General features: G+C 71.5%; 29 protein-coding genes. All 29 read left to right on the forward strand.

Going from position 1 to position 18,409, the window contains the following annotated elements; translation table 11 throughout:
• Positions 1-37: 37 nt before the first annotated feature.
• Positions 38-268, forward strand: coding sequence for a hypothetical protein (locus ACIBJC_RS15170; protein ID WP_399292182.1), 231 nt, complete (start codon positions 38-40; stop codon positions 266-268).
• Positions 269-371: 103 nt separating this feature from the next.
• A complete protein-coding gene (locus tag ACIBJC_RS15175; protein WP_399292184.1) occupies positions 372-824 on the forward strand; it encodes a hypothetical protein in 453 nt (150 codons plus the stop codon).
• Positions 821-1,405 (forward strand): hypothetical protein, encoded by a 585-nt coding sequence (locus ACIBJC_RS15180; protein WP_399292186.1) that lies wholly within the window; start codon positions 821-823, stop codon positions 1,403-1,405. Before ACIBJC_RS15175 ends, ACIBJC_RS15180 begins: the two co-directional genes overlap by 4 nt.
• A gap of 67 nt (positions 1,406-1,472) precedes the next feature.
• On the forward strand, positions 1,473-2,837 hold the full coding sequence (locus ACIBJC_RS15185; protein ID WP_399292188.1) for a hypothetical protein: 1,365 nt from the start codon (positions 1,473-1,475) through the stop codon (positions 2,835-2,837).
• The gene (locus ACIBJC_RS15190; RefSeq protein ID WP_399292190.1) at positions 2,834-3,547 is read left to right on the forward strand and encodes a hypothetical protein; all 714 of its coding nucleotides are present in this window, start codon (positions 2,834-2,836) and stop codon (positions 3,545-3,547) included. Before ACIBJC_RS15185 ends, ACIBJC_RS15190 begins: the two co-directional genes overlap by 4 nt.
• A gap of 13 nt (positions 3,548-3,560) precedes the next feature.
• On the forward strand, positions 3,561-4,016 hold the full coding sequence (locus tag ACIBJC_RS15195; protein WP_399292192.1) for a hypothetical protein: 456 nt from the start codon (positions 3,561-3,563) through the stop codon (positions 4,014-4,016).
• Positions 4,016-4,876 carry a hypothetical protein gene (locus ACIBJC_RS15200; protein ID WP_399292194.1) on the forward strand — a complete coding sequence of 287 codons (861 nt, stop codon included), beginning with the start codon at positions 4,016-4,018 and terminating at the stop codon, positions 4,874-4,876. Before ACIBJC_RS15195 ends, ACIBJC_RS15200 begins: the two co-directional genes overlap by 1 nt.
• An 81-nt stretch (positions 4,877-4,957) precedes the next feature.
• The gene (locus ACIBJC_RS15205; protein WP_399292195.1) at positions 4,958-5,128 is read left to right on the forward strand and encodes a hypothetical protein; all 171 of its coding nucleotides are present in this window, start codon (positions 4,958-4,960) and stop codon (positions 5,126-5,128) included.
• An 80-nt stretch (positions 5,129-5,208) separates the two neighbouring features.
• Positions 5,209-5,529, forward strand: a complete 321-nt coding sequence (locus tag ACIBJC_RS15210) for a hypothetical protein (protein WP_399292197.1) — start codon at positions 5,209-5,211, stop codon at positions 5,527-5,529.
• A gap of 49 nt (positions 5,530-5,578) precedes the next feature.
• A complete protein-coding gene (locus tag ACIBJC_RS15215; protein WP_399292199.1) occupies positions 5,579-5,998 on the forward strand; it encodes a hypothetical protein in 420 nt (139 codons plus the stop codon).
• Between the two features lie 209 nt (positions 5,999-6,207).
• On the forward strand, positions 6,208-6,735 hold the full coding sequence (locus tag ACIBJC_RS15220) for a hypothetical protein (protein WP_399292201.1): 528 nt from the start codon (positions 6,208-6,210) through the stop codon (positions 6,733-6,735).
• A gap of 113 nt (positions 6,736-6,848) precedes the next feature.
• Entirely contained in the window at positions 6,849-7,289 is a 441-nt protein-coding gene (locus tag ACIBJC_RS15225) for a hypothetical protein (protein WP_399292203.1), read from the forward strand.
• A gap of 40 nt (positions 7,290-7,329) precedes the next feature.
• Positions 7,330-7,509, forward strand: a complete 180-nt coding sequence (locus ACIBJC_RS15230) for a hypothetical protein (protein ID WP_399292205.1) — start codon at positions 7,330-7,332, stop codon at positions 7,507-7,509.
• A gap of 182 nt (positions 7,510-7,691) precedes the next feature.
• On the forward strand, positions 7,692-7,955 hold the full coding sequence (locus ACIBJC_RS15235; protein WP_399292207.1) for a hypothetical protein: 264 nt from the start codon (positions 7,692-7,694) through the stop codon (positions 7,953-7,955).
• Between the two features lie 66 nt (positions 7,956-8,021).
• Positions 8,022-8,312 (forward strand): HNH endonuclease, encoded by a 291-nt coding sequence (locus ACIBJC_RS15240; protein ID WP_399292208.1) that lies wholly within the window; start codon positions 8,022-8,024, stop codon positions 8,310-8,312.
• Positions 8,313-8,473: 161 nt separating this feature from the next.
• Complete coding sequence (locus tag ACIBJC_RS15245; protein ID WP_399292210.1) at positions 8,474-9,055, forward strand: helix-turn-helix domain-containing protein; 582 nt, start codon at positions 8,474-8,476, stop codon at positions 9,053-9,055.
• Positions 9,009-10,586 (forward strand): terminase, encoded by a 1,578-nt coding sequence (locus ACIBJC_RS15250; protein WP_399292212.1) that lies wholly within the window; start codon positions 9,009-9,011, stop codon positions 10,584-10,586. The genes ACIBJC_RS15245 and ACIBJC_RS15250 overlap by 47 nt, the downstream gene beginning before the upstream one ends.
• A gap of 13 nt (positions 10,587-10,599) precedes the next feature.
• A complete protein-coding gene (locus ACIBJC_RS15255) occupies positions 10,600-10,785 on the forward strand; it encodes a hypothetical protein (protein ID WP_399292214.1) in 186 nt (61 codons plus the stop codon).
• Positions 10,782-11,954, forward strand: coding sequence for a phage portal protein (locus ACIBJC_RS15260; protein WP_399292216.1), 1,173 nt, complete (start codon positions 10,782-10,784; stop codon positions 11,952-11,954). The genes ACIBJC_RS15255 and ACIBJC_RS15260 overlap by 4 nt, the downstream gene beginning before the upstream one ends.
• Positions 11,951-12,775, forward strand: coding sequence for an HK97 family phage prohead protease (locus ACIBJC_RS15265; RefSeq protein WP_399292217.1), 825 nt, complete (start codon positions 11,951-11,953; stop codon positions 12,773-12,775). The genes ACIBJC_RS15260 and ACIBJC_RS15265 overlap by 4 nt, the downstream gene beginning before the upstream one ends.
• A gap of 139 nt (positions 12,776-12,914) precedes the next feature.
• On the forward strand, positions 12,915-14,336 hold the full coding sequence (locus ACIBJC_RS15270) for a hypothetical protein (RefSeq protein WP_399292219.1): 1,422 nt from the start codon (positions 12,915-12,917) through the stop codon (positions 14,334-14,336).
• 88 nt (positions 14,337-14,424) lie between these two features.
• On the forward strand, positions 14,425-14,811 hold the full coding sequence (locus ACIBJC_RS15275) for a hypothetical protein (protein ID WP_399292221.1): 387 nt from the start codon (positions 14,425-14,427) through the stop codon (positions 14,809-14,811).
• 13 nt (positions 14,812-14,824) lie between these two features.
• Positions 14,825-15,139 carry a hypothetical protein gene (locus tag ACIBJC_RS15280; RefSeq protein WP_399292223.1) on the forward strand — a complete coding sequence of 105 codons (315 nt, stop codon included), beginning with the start codon at positions 14,825-14,827 and terminating at the stop codon, positions 15,137-15,139.
• A gap of 3 nt (positions 15,140-15,142) precedes the next feature.
• A complete protein-coding gene (locus ACIBJC_RS15285; protein ID WP_399292224.1) occupies positions 15,143-15,742 on the forward strand; it encodes a phage gp6-like head-tail connector protein in 600 nt (199 codons plus the stop codon).
• A gap of 12 nt (positions 15,743-15,754) precedes the next feature.
• The gene (locus tag ACIBJC_RS15290; RefSeq protein WP_399292225.1) at positions 15,755-16,201 is read left to right on the forward strand and encodes a hypothetical protein; all 447 of its coding nucleotides are present in this window, start codon (positions 15,755-15,757) and stop codon (positions 16,199-16,201) included.
• Positions 16,201-16,935, forward strand: coding sequence for a hypothetical protein (locus ACIBJC_RS15295; protein WP_399292227.1), 735 nt, complete (start codon positions 16,201-16,203; stop codon positions 16,933-16,935). Before ACIBJC_RS15290 ends, ACIBJC_RS15295 begins: the two co-directional genes overlap by 1 nt.
• Before the next feature lie 6 nt (positions 16,936-16,941).
• Positions 16,942-17,352, forward strand: coding sequence for a hypothetical protein (locus ACIBJC_RS15300; RefSeq protein WP_399292229.1), 411 nt, complete (start codon positions 16,942-16,944; stop codon positions 17,350-17,352).
• Positions 17,352-17,858, forward strand: coding sequence for a hypothetical protein (locus ACIBJC_RS15305; RefSeq protein ID WP_399292230.1), 507 nt, complete (start codon positions 17,352-17,354; stop codon positions 17,856-17,858). Before ACIBJC_RS15300 ends, ACIBJC_RS15305 begins: the two co-directional genes overlap by 1 nt.
• A gap of 12 nt (positions 17,859-17,870) precedes the next feature.
• Positions 17,871-18,281, forward strand: a complete 411-nt coding sequence (locus ACIBJC_RS15310; RefSeq protein WP_399292232.1) for a hypothetical protein — start codon at positions 17,871-17,873, stop codon at positions 18,279-18,281.
• The last annotated feature ends 128 nt before the right edge of the window (positions 18,282-18,409 follow it).

An 18,409-nucleotide genomic window follows, 5' to 3' on the forward strand; every position in this document is an offset into this window, starting at 1 on the left:
ACCACTATCACACCCCCCCTGTGATACCTTCGTCGTGATGGACACAACGCCCTGGCGGGAACGGGTTCGCGAGGAGGACAGGCTGCTCGAACAGCTTCGACGCCTCGTCTCCGAGTCAGCCAAACGTAGGGCGATCGCCCTCGCTGAGGGTGTCGCCGACCTCGGCAGCGTGTACGCGGTGGCCCACGAAATCGGTAAGTCGTGGACGGCCGTGGACAGCGCGATCAAGAAGAACGGGCCCGGCAAGAAGGGCCCGACAACCGCATAACAAAACGGGAGCCAGACGGCAGCTCCTCCGGTGCTCGAACACCAGAGGGCCCAGGCGCCGCCTGACTCCCACACCGAACACCCTGACCTAACCAGGAGTCGGCATGACAGATCATTTCTTGCGCGCCACCACGCCCGCAAGTCCGCTACGTACCAGTGCGCTGCTGCGCGCCATCGTCCAGCACCTGACGGCCCACCGGCCGGACGGCCGGATGACCGACGGTGCCCGCCTCACGGTCGCCGTCGGCACCGCCGGTACCGCCACCGCCGCCCGCCCGGTCCTGCGGATCATGCCCTGGCCCGCCCGGGGCATCACCCGCGGTGAGTACGCCCTCCACCTCCGCAAAGCGGCCTGGTCCGCCGGGTGCGACGCGCGGCCGGCCAGCCACACCAGCGGCTCCGACCCGGACATGGACGAGGCCCTCCGCCGCGCCCGCCGCGCGCCCGAGCGGCGGACGTTCGAGGACGGCGACGACGTGTGCCCCCTCTGCGAGAACTGGACGTGCACGTGCCCGCGCCCCACCGGCGCCACGCGCACGATGGCGGTGGCCCGATGAGCGGCGAGTCGATGTCGGACGCCATGCGTGAGTTCCTCGCCGAGATCGTCACCGCCCTGGACGTGCCCCTGGCGGCCGACGACACCGGCGACCGCGCGCACCAGCGCATCCTGGCCGACCGCGTCAGCAGCGTCAGCATCTCCATCCAGGGCCTCCTCCAAGACGGCGACCCCGTGTTCGACACCCGGTGGTTGCGCAAGCGGATCACCGAAACGCCCATCACCTACGAGCCCTACGTCCGCCGCGACGAGACGGCCATGACGGACGCGGAGGCCAGCGAGCAGCTCACCCGCGGCGACCTCGTCGACACCGTCATCTGCCCGACCTGCAATGTCGCGGTGGGCGTCCGCTGCATCACCCGCGCCAGCAAGCCCGCCCGCGAGCCGCACGGCCGCCGGTACAGCGCGCTGGAGCAGGCCGCCGGTATCACCCAGCACCGCGCCACCGCTCGCCGCGAGGCGCAGGCCCGCGGCTACACGTCGAACGGCCTCGACCACAAGGCCGAAGCGTCCCTGTTGACGGCCTACGCCGCGCGCCGCCGCTCCGCGCAGACCACCGCGAGCGGCACCACCGCGCGCTGACCCGCCCCTGACCGGCCGGGCGCGCGGTGTCCACCCCTGCGCGCCCGGCCCCCACCGGGAGACCCACATGCACTTCACCGTCGTACAGACCTGGGCCATCACCCACCCCTGGCCCGCCCTCGGCATCATCGCCGCCCTGCTTGCCCTCACCACGGGCGTCCTCTGGTACACCGTGCGCAGCATCCGCCGCGCCGCCGCGCCCGTCGCCGTCGCCGCGGTCGGCGCGATCGTCTGCACCATCTACAGCGCGGACACGAGCTGGCGCTTCGCCGGCACGAACCTCGGAATGACCGACGTCACGGAGCGGGCCGTCATGTTCGGCGCCGGCGAACTCGCCCTGCTGGCCTGCGCCGTGATGGCGCGCGCCAACAAGCTCGCCACCGCGACCGAGACCGACGCGGGCACCGGTGGAACGCCCGGCGTCCTCGTCTGGGTCGTCACCGCCGTCCAGGTCGTCGCCTGCTACAGCACCTCCGGTTTCACCGGCGGCACCGTGCGCGCGATCATCGGCCCGATCATGGCCGCCCTGCTCTGGCACCTCGCCATGGGCCTGGAGATCCGCGTAGCCACCCCCGGCGCCCTCTCCTCCGGCCTCGCCGCCCAGATCGGCCGGGACCTGCGTGAACGGCTGCTCTCCCGCCTCGGGCTGGCGACCCGCGACCGCACCGCCGAGCAGATCAGCCGTGACCGGGCCATCGCCCGCGTCGTCCGCCTCGCCTCCCGCCGCTGGCTCAGCCCCTGGGGACGCGCCAGCCTCGCCGCCGCCGTCGCCCGCTCCGGCGCCGGCACCAACCCCCAGCAGTACGACCGGCTCATGCACCAGCTCGCCGCCCGCCGCTCCGCCGACCAGCTCACCACCCTCGCGATCAACTCGCCCTGGCGCGCCCCCGAGTACCCGGCCAGCCGGGTACCCGTACCCGCCGCAGTGGTGAACGGCCCCGGACCCTACCCGGCGCTCCCCGCGCCGCCGCCCGATGTGGTCCCGGCCGGCGCGCACCTCCTGCCGATCGTCCCGCCCGGTCCGGCCGCCGAGGTACCCGTACCCGAGATCGTCCCCGCCGGTACCCGGCTCCTGCCCCTCATGGCCCGCCCGGCCCCCGAACCGGCCGTCCAGCACGCGCCCGCCCGGACCACGGCCGCCGCCCCTACCCGCCCCATGGTCCACGCCGAGTACGTACCCGAGGTACCCGTACCCGCCCTACCCGAGTACCCCCTACCCCAGGTACCCGACCCGGCCGGCCAGGACGACCCGGCCGCCGACGAGGAGGTACCCGAGGGCGACCTCGACGTACCCGACCCCGACCCCCTCATCGAACGCGCCCGCGCCGACTTCGGCACTGAGATCCCCGGCGTCGCCCGCCTCAAGAAGGCGTACGGCATCGGCCAGGCCCGTGCCCAGCGCATCCGCGACGCCATCGGGAGCCCCGTATGACCACCGATCCCGGCGCCGACGAGCGCCGTGACGACCGCGACGGCGACGGTGAGCGGGTTTTGCAGCGCTGGCTGCGTCGCCGTATCGATGGTCCCCGCGCGGGCGAGCAGCCCGAGCCGGAGCCCCTCGTCCGTATCCACGTCGTCCCGGACCGTACGGCCCCGGCCGCCGACACGGACGAGGACGAGCTGGAGAACGACGAGGACCAGGACGAGGACGGGGGCAACGCGGTCCAGGAGCCGGAGCAGCCCGCGGCCCCCGCGCCCCGACCGATTCCCTGGTATTCCATCCCCTTCGCCAAGACCGCACCTGACTCTGCCCCGCCCGCCCCCGGGCCGGTCGAGTACGCGCCGGGCGTGCACATCACCGTCAACCAGCCCACCGAGCCCACGCCCGCCCCGGCCGCCGACGAGCGGGCGCAGCAGCGCCGTTCCGTCATCCGCCGGTGGCTGGCATTCCACGGATCGGCCGCCGGCGTCGGCTGGTACCTCGGCCTCGGCCCGCAGATGGCCAACCTGCTGACCGACAGCGGGCAATCGGCCCCCGCCGTCGGCGTCGCCCTCATCCTCGTCACCACCATCTTCGGCAGCTACCTGCCCGGCCTGACCTTCATTCCGCCGCCGCTGCGCCCCGTCGCCGTCTGGGTCTGCCGGATCCCCGCCGCCACCGCCGCCCTCGCCCTGGCGCTCCACGCGCCCGGCACGCTCTAGGAGTTCACGCACCATGTACGTACTCGCTGCCTCTGACACAGGACCCGCGCTCGGGGCGCTCGGCGCCGGTGGTATCGCCCTGGCCATGGCCTTCCTCCTCGTCCTCGGCGTCAAGGGCAAGGGCAAGGTCAAGCTCAGGGACAACCCCGCCCTGATCTGCGGATTCATCGCCGGAACCGCGTTCAGCGCAGCCGGTGCGATCTGGTCCAACCCCGAGCGCCTCACCGGCCAGGGCCTGGCCGGCCTCGGTGTCGGCACCGGCGACGGCGGCGTGTTCGGCAACGTCGGACTCGGGGCCGTCTCCCTGATCCTGCTCATCCTCATGCTGTGCTGGTCGCTCACCCCGTTCCGCGGAGCCGTCCTGGGCCTGGTCGCCGCCGTCGTCTGGCCCGCAGCGGGGGACGGCACGATCTGGGCTGTCCCCAGCGAACTCGCCGCCGGCGTCCTGATGATGTTCGGCGGCGCGTGATGGAGCACTGGATCGGATTCTGGACCGCCCTGTGGATCGGCTCCGCGCGCATCTCGAAACGGCTGGTCGACTGGCTGTTCGGCGTCCCCCGGCCCGCGAAGCCCGGCCCCAAGAGCACGGCGGGCAAGGCCGCGAAGCCTGAAGTACCGAAGAGCAAGGAAGAGTCCGGGGCCCAGCCTGAACCCAAGGAACAGGCGCCGGCCAAGGCCAAGAAGCCGAAGTCAGAGGAGGCCGCCGGGGGATCCGTCGCGCTGCGCTTCGTGTCACTCGCCCTGGCCGCCGGGTTCATCAAGGGCCTCCCGTACACCACCCTCATCGCTGAGGCGCTCGCCGTGGTGTGGCTGCTCCTGGCGCTCGTCCTCGGCTACGCGGCCGCCCCTGCCACACCCTCCAAGGCCCCGAAGCCCGATGCCTCCGAACCGTCTGCCGAGGCCGTCTTGGAGGCGCCGCCGCACCCCTCCGAGGCCCTCTCCGCGGAGTACGTGACGGCCCTCCTCCACGCCGTCTACACGACCGGCTCCGGGGTCCACCTGACCACCCTCGCCGAGCGGCTCGGCGTGCTCTTCCCCGAGGCCGAATGGCGCACCCGGGATGTGCGCTCCCTCCTGGCCCGCGTGGGGGTCCCCACCAAGCCCGTACGCGCGGGCGCCACAGGCGCTGTCTCTGAGGGCGTCCATCGAGACCACTTCCCTCCCCTCCCGGAAGAGACCCCTGAGGGTGTTGTTGCCGCAGGTCAGACCGCCAACAACAACACCAACAACAGTCCGGAACGGGAGGCCCGAGAGGGGTTCTCGATCTTGAAAGACCCCGGACATCCGAGCCGCCACGACGTCCAGCACCACAACCGCCGCACGGCCTGACGGCTGCCCGATCCGCCGAGTGAGACGGCGGTGAAGGGGAGCCGGAGCAGCCCGCACCGGACGTGACGAGAGGACCCCGAGATGGACAAGACCGGAGCCGTCCGCGAAGCCGCCAAGGCGGTACTGGAGCACGGCGGACCGGAGCACCGCACCGACCCGTTGATCCCCACCCGCGCGATCGGCGCGGCGCTCAACCTCGGGGCGACGCACGACGACATCCGCGCCGAGATGGCCCGTCAGCGCCAGAGCTGACGGCTGCCCGATCCGCCCGAGTGAGACGGGCGGTGAGGAGAGCCGGGACAGCCCCGGACACCGCGCGAAAGGACCCCTCCATGCCCACCACGACCATCGCCACCTCGGCCGGACCGATCACGGTAGAGGCCACCGAACCGCTTCCCGGGCTACACCTCTACGAGGTCCCCGCCACCGTCAGCACCAGCTCGACGTACCGGTGGATCCTCGCCCTGCACGACGGCCAGGCCCTCGCCGCGTTCCGCAGCGAGCACGATGCGGCCGGCGCCGTTGACTCGATCACCGGGTTCGCCGACTGGACCCAGCCGAGCGCGGCGATCACCACCGAGCTCGGCGCCAGCGGCATGAAAACCCTGACCGCGCTCCTGACCTCCGCCGGAGGCCAACACCCGAACACCTGAGAGCGGTCACCGAGACCGACGACAACCGCTGACCGCCGGAGGAACCGCTATGCCCCGCTACACCTACCTGATCCAGCGCGCCGACACCGGCCGCCGCATGAGCACCGGCGTCGTCACCGCCAGCTCCAGCCCCTACCCCACCACCGCCCAGCTCGCCGCCGACCTGGTCGCGCAGAACCGCATCGAGCACTCCTACTACGCCGGTGGGCGTACCTGCTGGATCTGGCCGTACGACAGTGAGCAGGCCCTGGCGCACATGGACACCGCGCCGGCCGAAGCCGAGCGGTACGACTACCCGGCGAGCGCCCCGGCCCGAGAGGCCGTCATCGCCCGGACGTTCTTCGCGGATGACCTCGAACTCTCGCTGACCGGCGGATGTCCCGCCTGCGGCCTGGAGCACGACCAGATGTGTGTCGCCTGCGGCCGGTGCAACTGCGACACCCACGCCTCGTGCGTCCGGCCCACCTGACCGTCGCTCAGCCCCGGGGCGGCCACCGCCTGGCAGCACAGGCCGCCCCGGGCTCCCATCCCCACTCAAGAGACAGGACCAGCATCATGGCACTCTCCCGGCTGACCGCCACCGTCCTCCGGTACACCAGCCCGACGCTCGACTACTGCCCGCCGTGCGGCGGCCACTACCCGCCCTCGCACTTCCCCTGCCGATAGGAGACGACCGACATGGCCTCCGAGTCCCCGGCCGACGACACCGCGAGCGTGGTCTGGCTCCGCCCCGAGTACCAGAACCGCCAGGACGAGCTGGTCACCCTGGCCGACGGTGCCGACCTCGTAGGCGTCACCCGGTCCGCCGTGTCGAACTGGGCCAAGAGGCACGGGAACTTTCCGAAGATCGTGCTGCTGGCCGGGCCGCCCCGCAAGCGCACCAAGTGGGTGGTGCGCGGGGAGTTCCTCGACTTCGCCCGCGTCCAGCGGAACAAACCGCCCGGCCCCCAGGGCGGCACGCGGCGCCCGCACCGCCCCAGCACGCAGATCGCCGCCGATCAGGCAGCGCATTATGAGCGGGTGGTACGCACCCTGACCGCGCGGGAAGACCGTCAGGCGCGGACGCTGGAGCGGACCCGCGCGGCCAAACGGGACGCCGAGGCGAAGCTGGCCGCCGCCCGTCGTCGCCTCAATGCCGAGATCACAGCGGTGGCGAAGCTCCCGGCGCCGAACGACGAGTGCCCCACTGTCAGACCCCGGCCGTAGCCTGACGACATCCCATCCGCGCTTCATGGCTGCGGCGCTGCTGGACCCGAGGCCCACCGTCACCCGGCGGTGGGCCTCACTCCATACCTGACGCCCTGAAAGTGACGATGATCATGAAGCGACTATGGCGCAGCGAGCAGGGTGAGCGGTTCATCGAGCCGAGCCTTCCCCCCGGCCATACTGCCGGTCCGGGCCAGTGGCTCGACCGCGAGGGCGACGGCGCGCCCCGGTGGATGGTCGGCCTGCTGCCCGCCGCACAGGACCCGGACACCGGCCGATGGTCGCCGCGGACGGACCTCGCCCCGACCCAGATCCCGCTGTCCTCACTGACGGCCCCGGCCTGGACCGAGGTGTCGCCCGACCCTCGCGCCGATGAACGTATCGCCCGCCTGGCGGATCTGGTTGCCACGCTGCTCGCCGACTACCAGCGAGATACCGGCGCCCCCTGTCCGTACGAGGGCGCCCTTGCTGTCGCTCTGGAGGACGTGGCGTTTATTCCCACAGAGGGGCGCCGCCGCGCCCAGAGCCGGGCGCGGAACGCCGCACGCGGCTGATGACCACCCCCGGCCGCCGCACGCGCGGCATCATGGGCCAATGAACACCCCGACCATCGTGGACATCTACGCCGCCGCAGCAGCCACCGGGACCGACCCCCGTACGCTCCGCAAGCGCCTCAGCCGCGGCACCCTCACCCACCACGGCTACGACCGCCAAGGGCGCGCCCTGGTCGACCTTGCGGAGGTCCAGACCCGCGCCGCCGTCAAGGCTGCTTGACCAGCACAGACACCGATGTCACACTCTGAGGGCGTTCGGCATGCCCGGACACCACAGACATCAAGGCCCCGTACCGGCACCCGGACGGGGCCTTCGCCATGTCACAGGATCGTCATACGCCTTCACGCCCCGTGCACCTCCTGGCACGGTGTTCCCCTCATCACCAACCGTGGGGGGACACCATGGGATTCATCAACGACGCCAAGGCACAGGAAGCCGGCAAGCGGGCACGCCAGGCGTACGACAACGGCGACTTCGTCCTCGTCTACAAGTTCATCGAGGCCAACGCCACCAGCAAATCGACGGCGCCCATGACCGGCGTCGCCGAACAGATCCAGGCCGTTGAGTCCAACGGGTGGATGCTGTCGAACATGGCCGCGGCGGAGGGCAAGGCGCTCACCGGCGAACGCGTGGCGCTGGTCTGCCTGTTCCGCCGCCGCTCCTGACCACAGCCCCGCGTAGGCCCGGCCGGCACCCGATGCGGCCGGGCCTCGGCACGCCTGGAGGTGACCGTGGCCGGCCGTGCTGACCTCACCAGCTACGAGTACCGCCAGGCCCGCGCCCGCGTTCTCGCCGCGTCCGACGTGTGCATCGTCTGCGGCCACCAGGCCGCCGACGCCGTCGACCACATCCACCCCGTTGCCCGCGGCGGCGCGGTCGCCGACCCCGACAACCTCGCCCCCGTCCACGGTGTCCTCGGCTGCCCCACCTGCCTGCGCAAGTGCAACAACGAGAAGGGCGACAAGCCGCTGTCGGCTGTCACCCGGCTGGTCACCTCGCGCGACTGGTACGCCGGACCCTGACGAGATCGCATCGCAGCAGGTCAGGGCGGTGAACTCGCCGAAATTTCGCGGAGATTTTTTGGAGAGATCGTCTTTCCAGCCCCGCGCCCAGCTTTTATTTTTCTCTCCCCGGGCTGACCAGGGCAGACGCCATGATGGCGCGCGGCTGATGTGGAGGCGCCATGGCAGCCAGAACCCTGGAGATCGGCCCCGCCGGTCGGCACGTTGCCCAGGTGGTGGCGCGTCTGCGCGCGGCGCGCGGATGGGACCAGCGCGAACTGGCCGTCCGTCTGGGTGCGGTGGGGCGTCCGGTCTCCCGGTCGATGCTGGGGAAGATCGAGTCGGCGGCCCGGCGGATCGACGTGGACGACCTGGAGGCGCTGGCCCTGGCCCTGGAGGTCTCGGTGTCGGCTCTGCTCCCCGCCGAGCCGGACCGTTCGCCGGCCACCGTCGCACAGCTCGGTGGCACCTCGGACGCCGGGCCGGTGGAGGCCGCGCTCACCGACGACATCGAGGCGCTGGGCGACCTCTGCGGCATGGAGCCGACGCACGCCGCGGTGGCCTACCGGCTCGCCCGCCAGATGGACGGCCATCGGCCTGTGGCCTGTGAGGACTGCGGCTCCTCCGTGTTCATCCCGAACGACGCGCGCATCCTGCCTCAACTCGCCCGCGAACTGCGGGCCACGGTGGCGGCGCTGGTGGAGGGGCGTGCCGTGGATGACGACGACGATGACGGACTCGACCTCGGAGGCGGAGCGTTCTGAGACCTGGGCGCCGCCGCCCGAGTTCGCCGCCGAGCTGCTGGACCGGTACGGGCTGACGTGCCCGCCGCGCTGGGGTACGCCGCGGCGGCCGGAGTTCCCGAGCCTGGGGCCGGCTGCCTGGAAGGTGATGGAGAAGCTCGGCTATCCGCCGATGCCGTGGCAGCGCTACGTCCTGGATGTGGCACTGGAGATCGACCCGGACACGGGGCGGCTGGCTCATCGTGAGGTAGGGCTGTCGGTACCGCGTCAGCAGGGCAAGACGCAGCAGATCCTCGGCCTGATGGTTCACCGCATGGCGGCCGGCCAGCGGCAGAACATCGTCTACGCGGCGCAGACCCGGACGATGGCCCGCACGAGGTGGGAGGACGAGTTCCTCGTCACGCTGGAGGACTCGCCGCTGGGCAAGCGGATCCGTGCCCGCAAAGGCAATGGGAACGAAGCGATCATCTGGACCAGGACCCGTTCGCGGCTGGGCATCACCGCCAACACCGAGAAAGCCGGACACGGCCCGGCCCTGGACCTCGGCGTGATCGACGAAGCTTTCGCACACGAAGACGATCGCCTCGAACAAGCCTTCTCGCCCGCGATGCTGACGCGTCCGATGGCCCAGTTGTGGTGGGCGTCCGCCGGCGGAACGGAGCGCTCGGTGTGGCTCAACGGGAAGCGGGCCACGGGGCGGGCGCTGATCGAGGCCCTGTGGAAGACAGGCGTACGGCCGCGCAGCGCGTACTTCGAATGGTTCGCCCCGGAGGAGATGGACCGCAGCGACCCGGCGACCTGGCGGGCGTGCCTGCCCGCGCTCGGGTACACGGTGACCGAGGACATCATCCAGGCGGAGCTGGAGAAGATGGCCGCCGACCCGGGCGCGTTCGACCGGGCGTACCTGAACCGTACGAGGAAGGCGGCGCCGCCGGTCGACCCGAACGTGCCCAAGGGCGCGTGGCCGGCGCTGGCCGACAGCGGGTCGGGGATCGGGGAGACGGTGGCGTTCGCGCTGGACGTGGCGCAGGACCGGCGCTCCGCGTCCCTGGCCGTCGCGTCCGTACGGGCCGACGGCCTCGTGCACCTGGAGGTGATGGACCGGCGCCCGGGCACGGACTGGGTGGTGCCCGCGCTGGTCCGGCTGTGCACGCTGTGGCGTCCGCTGGTTGTCGCGGTGGCCGGCTCCGGGGCGCCCGCCGCCTCGCTGATCGATGACCTCCAGAACGCGGGCATCACCGTGCCGGAGGACAAGGAGCGCCCGCACCGCGGGCACCTGGTGGTCCTGCGCTCGGGTGATGCCTCGGAAGCCTGCGGGCAGATGGCGGATGCGATGAACCAGAGCATGGCCCGGCACCTGGACCAGGTCCCGCTGACCGCCGCGGTGAACGGCGCCCGCTCACGTCGCATCGGGGACGCCTGGACGCTGGACCGCACCAACTCCCTGACCGATGCCGCACCGTTCGCCGCTGTGACGTTCGCCCGGTGGGCGTTGCTCACGAAGGGGCCGGCGGTGCTGGACGACTACGACCCGATGGATTCGATCGGGTGAGAACGGAGCGTGGATGCGCGAGCGGATGACGACGTGGCTGGACACGCTCGGCCTGGTGCTCATCGCCGCGGGCGCGGGCGCGGGTGTGTGGCCGCTGATCGGCTGGGCGGGCCTGGCCGTCGCGGGCGCGGTGGTCCTGGCGGGCTCGGCGCTCGCCGCCCGCCAGGACAAGGCCGGCCGTACGGGGGGTGAGGGATGAGCCTGTTCTCCCGGCGGTCGGGGCAGAGCGCGGACCAGGCGTTCCCCGCGCGGCCGGTCCAGCGGACCGGCGGCACGGTCGTCACCCCCGACACCGCGCTGCGCAACAGCGCGGTGTGGGCGTGCCTGCGCCTGCGCGCGAACCTGGTGTCCACGATGCCGGTGGACCTCTACCGGCGGGTGGGCGGGATCCAGGTGGAGGTCCCCAAACCCCCGGTGCTGACGAACCCGGGCGGCGCCGCGGTCGACCTGCCGGAGTGGCTGTACTCCTCCCAGTTCGACCTGGACCGGTCGGGCAACTGCTTCGGGATCATCACCGCGCGCGACGGCCTGGGCTTCCCTGCCGCCATCGAGTTGGTGCCGGTGTCCGACGTGACCGTCCGCGTACGCAAGGGTGTGATCGCGAAGTACCTGATCGGCTCCGAGACGTACGACCCGGAACTCGTCTGGCATGAGCGGCAGTACACGATGTCCGGTCTGCACGTCGGCCTGTCGCCGGTGGCGTTCGCGGCCTGGTCGATCGGCGAGTACCTGTCGATCCAGCAGTTCGCCCTGGACTGGTTCGGCAACGGCGCCGTGCCCTCCGCGCATCTGAAGAACACGGCGAAGACGATCGACCCCGACGCGTCGGAGGAGATCAAGCGCCGGTTCAAGGCGGCGACGTCGAACGGCGACGTGTTCGTCACCGGGCAGGACTGGGACTACAAGATGATCCAGGCCGAGAACGCGGGCGCCGACTGGATCGCCGCGAAACAGTACGGCACCAGCGACATCGCCCGGTTCTTCGACGTCCCCGGCGACCTGATCGACGCAGCCGTGGCGGGCAGTTCGATCACCTACGCCAACATGACGCAGCGGAACCTCCAACTGCTGATCATGCATCTGGGTCCGGCGATCATCCGCCGCGAGAACGCTCTGTCCCGGCTCACCTCCCGGCCGCGGTTCGTGAAGCTGAACACGAATGCCCTGCTGCGGATGGACCCGCAGGCGCGCGCCGCGATGCTCCGTACGCAGATCGAGTCCCGGCAGCTCGCCCCGTCCGAGGCCCGCGCGCTGGAGGACCGCGAGCCGTTCACCCAGGAGCAACTGGCCGAGTTCGACCGGCTCTTCGGCAAGGGCGCCACGCCCGTTCCGCAGCCCGCCACCCCCGCAGGAGGAGTGACCCCATGACCACGATGACCGCCCTGCGCGCGCAGGCCGCCGCCGCGCGGTCCGCCGCCGCAGGCGCCACCGGCACCGCCGCAACCGCCCTGCCCCGCGACCGGCCCGAGTCCCCCGACCTCCGCTTCTCCTCCCAGCTCCGCGCGAAGAAGGTGATGCGCGAAGACATGGAGTGGTACCAGGTCGAGGGCTACGCGTCGGCGTTCGAGCAGGGCTACGAGATGTGGGACTTCTACGGCCCCTACACCGAGATCGTCAGCCACGGTGCGGCCGACGCGACGCTGGCCGCCGACCCGGAGGTGGTGTTCCGCTTCAACCACGCCGGGACGCCGATGGCCTCCACCCGCAACAGCCGGTTGCAACTCTGGTCCGATGACGCGGGGCTGGGCCAGCGGGCGTGGCTGAACCCGAAGCGCGCGGACGTCGCGCTGCTGGTCCAGGCGATCGAGGACCAGGACGTGCGGGAGCAGTCGTTCATGTTCCGCATCACCTCGGGCCAGTGGTCCCCGGACTACACCGAGTACCGCATCAACTCCTTCGACCTGGACCGCGGCGACGTCGGCCCCGTGACCTACGGCGCCAACCCGCACACCTCGGTCTCCTCCCGGTCGGGGGAGTTCCTGGCGTCGATCGCCACGCTGCCGCCGATCGTCGCGCGCGAGGCACTGGCCCGCCTGTCCGAGCGCACGGACCTCACCGGCGCCCGCACCCCTGCCCCCGCTGTTCCCCCGGCTCCGGTAATCGCGCCCGCGACGGCGCGCGCCGAGGGCCGCTCGATCTCCATGGTGCGCACGCAGTTGCTCGCCACGCTCGCGTCCGAAGAGGACTGACCGCGCGCACGCCGCGCACCGCTCACCCACGGCTCGCCCTCCGGCAGATCGCCCGGAGACGGGACCGGGCCCGGCCGGCAGACGCCCGGCCGCCGGTCACGCCGCACCACACCACCGGATCTACCGAAGGGGCATCACCATGCCTGGAACCATTGACGACCTGATCGCCTCGATCGAGGTCGAGCTGGAGGCCGCGCACAAGCGGCGCAAGAAGTGCGGAGCCGAGATCCAGCTCATCCTGGACAAGGCCCAGCAGGACGGCCGTTCCTCGCTGTCCGCCGAGGAGGACGAGCGGGTCGCCGAGCTGTTCGCCGCGCGCGACCAGTCCGGCTCCGACATCACCGGCATCGAGGGCAAGCTCGCCAACGCCAACAAGATCAAGACGGAGGAGATGGAGCGGCAGGCCCAGTCCAAGAAGACCGAGCCGACGCAGGCCAAGCGGCGCGCGTACGACCAGGTCGCCCGGGTCGGCAACGAGGAGCGGACCTACCGCAAGGACCAGGACCCGCACGGCAAGAGCTTCCTGATGGACATCTCCCGGCAGTTCCTCTACCAGGACGTTGAGGCCGCGCACCGCCTGTCCCGCCACATGGCCGAGGAGCGGGTGGAGCGCGCCGATCAGCTCCAGCGCGCGACCGGCACGTCCGCGTTCTCGGGGCTGACGGTCCCGCAGTACCTGACCGACATGTACGCCCCGGCGACGGCGAACCTGCGGCCGTTCGCGGACGTGTGCAACCAGCACACGCTGCCCGAGACCGGCATGTCGGTGAACATCTCCCGGATCACCACCTCCAGCAGTGCCGCCAACCAGACGGTGGAGAACGGGAGCGTGGCCGAGCAGGACATGGACGACACGCTGCTCACGGTGCCGATCAAGACGGCCGCCGGGCAGCAGACCGTCTCTCGGCAGGCCATCGACCGGGGCACCGGCATCGAGGACGTCACGATGCAGGACCTGTTCAACCGGGTCGCGACCGTACTGGACTCCACCCTGATCAACGAGGCGACGACCGGGCTGTCCGCGGTCGCGCAGGCGACCAGCTACACCGACGCCACGCCGACCGGCGCGGAGCTGTACCCGAAGATCCTCGGGGCGGCGGCCGGGGTGGAGGCGGCGCTGCTGGCGATGGGCCGGCCGTCGCACGCGGTGATGTCCTCGCGCCGCTGGTACTGGCTGTCGTCCCAGATGGCGGCCGTCTGGCCGATGATCAACTGGTCGGGCGTCCCGGTCCAGGCGGCCGGCACCGCGAACTCGAATTCCTCCTACGCCTCGGGGCCGCGCGGTGTCCTGCCCTGCGGGCTGGAGGTCGTCGTGGACAACAACGTGCCGACGAACCTCGGCGCGGGCACGAACGAGGACGAGCTGTACGTGGTGCCCCGGGACGAGTGCCACCTGTGGGAGGACGGCGACAGCCCGCTGTTCATCCGCGCCGAGCAGGCCAAGGCCGCGTCCCTCGGAGTGCTGCTGGTCGCCTACAAGTACTACGCCTACACCTTCGGCCGGTACGCCAACGGCATGCAGAAGGTCGGCGGCACGGGCCTGGCCACCCCGGCGTTCTGATCCCCCGCGGCGAGGGGCCCGGCCGGTGCTCCTGGTGGGGAAGCACCCGCCGCCCCTCGCCTCGGGCCAGCCCCGGAAAGGGGAAGACATGGCGATCATCCAGGCGTACGGCGGCGAGCGGCTGCCGAACTCCGCCCGCCTGTCCGCCGCGCAGGCGGGCAACGGCGTCTCCACCCACAGCGTCGACCGGGGCGCGGCGACCGAGCGCCCCGCGCTCCTCACGCTCACCACCACGGTCGGCGCGACGCCGACCTGTACCTACGCCATCGAGGGCAGCGCGGACGGGACCGGCTGGTGGCCGGTCTCCTACGCCGACCCGGCGACCCCCGAGACGCCGACGGTGGAGCCCCTCACCCTCACCACGGCCGGCACCGTCCGCAGGATCCTGCGGCCCGGCCAGCCGTGGCGCGTCCTGCGGCTGACGTACTCGGCCAACACCAACGTCACTAACACCGCCGACCTGACGGTCTTCTGAAAGGGGCGTGCCGATGAGCACCCGCAACGAGACGATGGTGGCCGCGCTCCGCCGTGAGCGCGCCGCCTACCGGAGCCAGGGCAAGAGCGAGCGCGTCGCCCAGGTGGACGAGCAGCTCCGCCTCCTCGGCCACGATCCCGACGAGACGGACAGCGGCAGCGTGGCGCCTGAGGGCCGCACCCCGGCGGACCCCGGCCGGCAGACCGCCGAGACCGCCGCACCGCAGGACCGCGGCGCCGAGCAGGACGACGGCCAGGAGGACGGCGAACAGGCGCCCGCCCCCGAGACGAAGCCGGCCGCGCGCCGCCGGGCCAAGGCCAAGGAGTAGGGGGTGGCGGCGCACGACTACGTCGACCTGGACGCGGTGCTCTCCCAGCTCAAGCTGGAGGACGACGACCCGCGTCGCAGCGACGTCCAGCGGGCGCTGACCGCCGCGTCCCGCTCGATCGACACGACGTGCGGCCGGCGGTTCTGGCTGGACGAGACGCCGGTGGCCCGCACGTACCGCACGCACCGGCGGACGGTCCGCGAGGCTGACGGCGAGGTCCTGCTGATCGATGACCTCGGCTCGATCGAGGACTTGGTGGTGGAGACCGGCTCCGGTCAGGCGTGGACCGAGGTGACCGGGACGGTGGAGACCGTCCCGGAGAACGCCCACGCGGACGGCCGGGCCGTCACCGGGCTGCTCCTGGTGGGCGGCTGCTGGCCCGGCGGCACCGCACGGGTACGGGTCACCGCACAGTTCGGGTGGCCGGCCGTGCCGGACGACATTCAGCAGGCCACCCTCATCCAGGCCAACCGGCTCGTGCGCCGCCGCGACAGCCCCGAGGGCGTCACCGGTTCCGCCGAGTGGGGCGTCGTACGGCTCTCCCGCCGCGACCCGGACGTCTGGAACCTCATCGAGCAGTACGTGCTGCCCGGCTTCGGATAGAAGGGAACCCTCATGCAGATCTCCGCCGTTCGCGATGCGCTCGCGGACGCGGCCCGTACGGTCGTGCTGCCCACCACCCGGGCCAAGCTCACCTGCACCGGCTACACCCCCGACGCCGTCAGCGAGCCGCACTTCTTCGTCGGCGAGTACGACGTCGACTTCGACAAGGCGTACGGCCGAGGCTTGGACATCGCCCAGTTCACATGCCGGGTGCTGGTCGGCCTGGCCGACGACCAGGCCACCCAGCGGCTCCTGGACGCGATGCTCTCCGGCTCCGGCCCCGCCTCCCTCAAACAGGCCCTGGAGACAGCACGCGGCGCCCCGGGCGAGTACGCGCTCGGCGGCGCGGCCGACGATCTGCACGTGATGCGCATCCAGGGCTACCGCTGGTACGAGCACCAGGCCACCTCCTACGTCGGCGCCGAACTCGTCGTCAAGGTCATCGGACAGGGGGCGTGATGGGGAAGTTCACACTGCTCGACGCCCGTCTGTTCGCGCCCGGCGCGGACCTGTCCGGCGCCTCCAACAAGATCGAACTCACAAGTGAGATCGAGGACAAGGACACCACCAACTACCGGTCGAACGGCTGGAAGGAGGTGATCGGCGGGCTGGGCTCGGCGGAGATCTCGGGCGAGGGACAGTGGGAGGCCGGCGACCCGTCGATGGTCGACAACGCCTCCTGGTCCACGTTCGGCGGGCTCGGTCCGTACACGGTCTGCCCGACCGACTCGACGGTGGGCGCGCTGGCGTACTTCACCAACGGGCTGCGTACGGACTACACGGTCGGTGACGCGGTCGGCGAGGTCGCCCCCTGGTCCGGCACCATCAAGTCCAGTTGGCCGCTGGTGCGCGGGCAGATCGGGCACCCGCCGGGCCTGGCCCGCACCGCGACCGGCATCGGCACCGCCCTCCAGCTCGGCGCCGTGCCCGCGGGCAAGCGGCTGTACGCCGCGCTGCACGTGCTGTCGGTGGCCGGCACGACACCGTCGATCACCGTACGGATCGAGTCCGACGACGCCGCGGGATTCGCCACCCCCATCACCCGCGGCGCGTTCGACGCGGCCACCACGCCGGGCGGCCAAATCCTGCGCGGTGACGGTACGGCCGTCACCGACACCTACTGGCGCGCCGCCTGGACGGTCTCGGGCACGGCGCCCTCGTTCATGTTCGCTCTCTCCCTGGGAATCAGGTGATCACTCATGGCCAAGATGGTTCTGCTGGCCGCGTTCGTCTCGGTCGGCGGCACAGACCTCTCCAGCTACGCGCGCAAGGCGGAGCTGACGGTGGAGGTGGAGGACAAAGACGTCACGACCTACGCCTCCCTCGGCTGGAAGGAAGTCCTCGGCGGCCTCAAGTCCGGTGAACTCAGCCTGGAGTTCCTCCAGGACGTGGCCGCCACGAAGATCGACGCGATCATGTGGCCGCTGCTGGGCACGGTCGTCCCCTTCGTGGTCCGCCTGGACAACGCCGTGGCGGGCCCGTCCAACCCCCAGTGGTCGGGGAACATCCTGATCAACGGGTGGAACCCCATCGAGGGCGGGGTCGGTGACGAGGCGTCCGTATCGGTCGGCTACCCGACCTCGGGCGCGGTGACCCGCGCCGTCGCCTGATGGCCGGCGGGCCGCCGTTCGACCTCCAGGTCACCCACGAAGGGCTCGATGCGCTGGTCCGCGCGATCCGCCGGGAAGCCGACGGCAAGGCCCTGCGCAAAGACCTCGCGAAGAACATGCGCGACGCGCTGCGCCCCGGGGCGGCGCAGGCGAAAAGCAGCATCATGGCGATGCCCTCGGCCGGCACCGGCACCGGGCCCGGCCTGCGCGCCGGAATCGCCAAGAAGATCCGCCCCGAGGTCAAGCTCGGCGGCCGGTGGACCGGCGCCCGCGTCAAAGCGTTCAAGACGCCGGCCCTGCGCCGCTTCCCCAACGCGCCCAAGAGATTGAACCGCCGTTCCGGCGGCTGGCGCACCCTCACCTACGGCCACCAGCCGTGGCGTACCCAGCAGGGCAAACGGGGCTGGTTCGACGACAGCTTCGTCAACGACACGGCGGCCTACCGTGCCGCCGTGCATGAGGCCATGGAGGACATGGCCCGGCGGCTCGCCGACCGATCCCAGTAAGGAATCCCCACCATGTTTCTGATCTACCAGCCCGAGGGCCAGGACGAGCCGACCCGCTGGCGCTACCAGCCCAAGAAGTTGATGAGTGTGGAGCGGGAGGACATCGAGCGCCGCACCGGCAAGAACTTCTCCGACTTCACGACCGCCGTCGTCCAGGGCAACTCGTTGTGCCGCCGCGCGCTGCTGTTCACCTTCCTGCGCCGCGACCACCCCAAGACGCGCTTCGAGGACGTCGACTTCGCGTGGGACGAGCTGAAGCTGGAGTACTCCCGCCAGGAGCTGGAGCAGATCCGTAAGAACATCCTGGAGAACACCCACGGCGACCAGCTCGCCGCCGCGCTCACCGCCATCGACCAGCAGATGGAGACGGCGTTCGATGACGTGGCCGAAGAGGGAAAAGCCGAGCTGCCGATCGCCGACTGAGGCAGCTCGGCAATGCCGCCCGCCTCCTGGGGATCCGCCCCTGGGAGTGGAAGCTGATGACCGTCGAAGAGACGGACGCGCTTCTGGACTGGCTGGACGAGTACCAGAAGGCCAACGAAGAGGCCGCG

Origin of the sequence: Streptomyces sp. NPDC050509, from assembly GCF_044457965.1 — a bacterium.
Classification (GTDB): Bacteria; Actinomycetota; Actinomycetes; order Streptomycetales; family Streptomycetaceae; genus Streptomyces.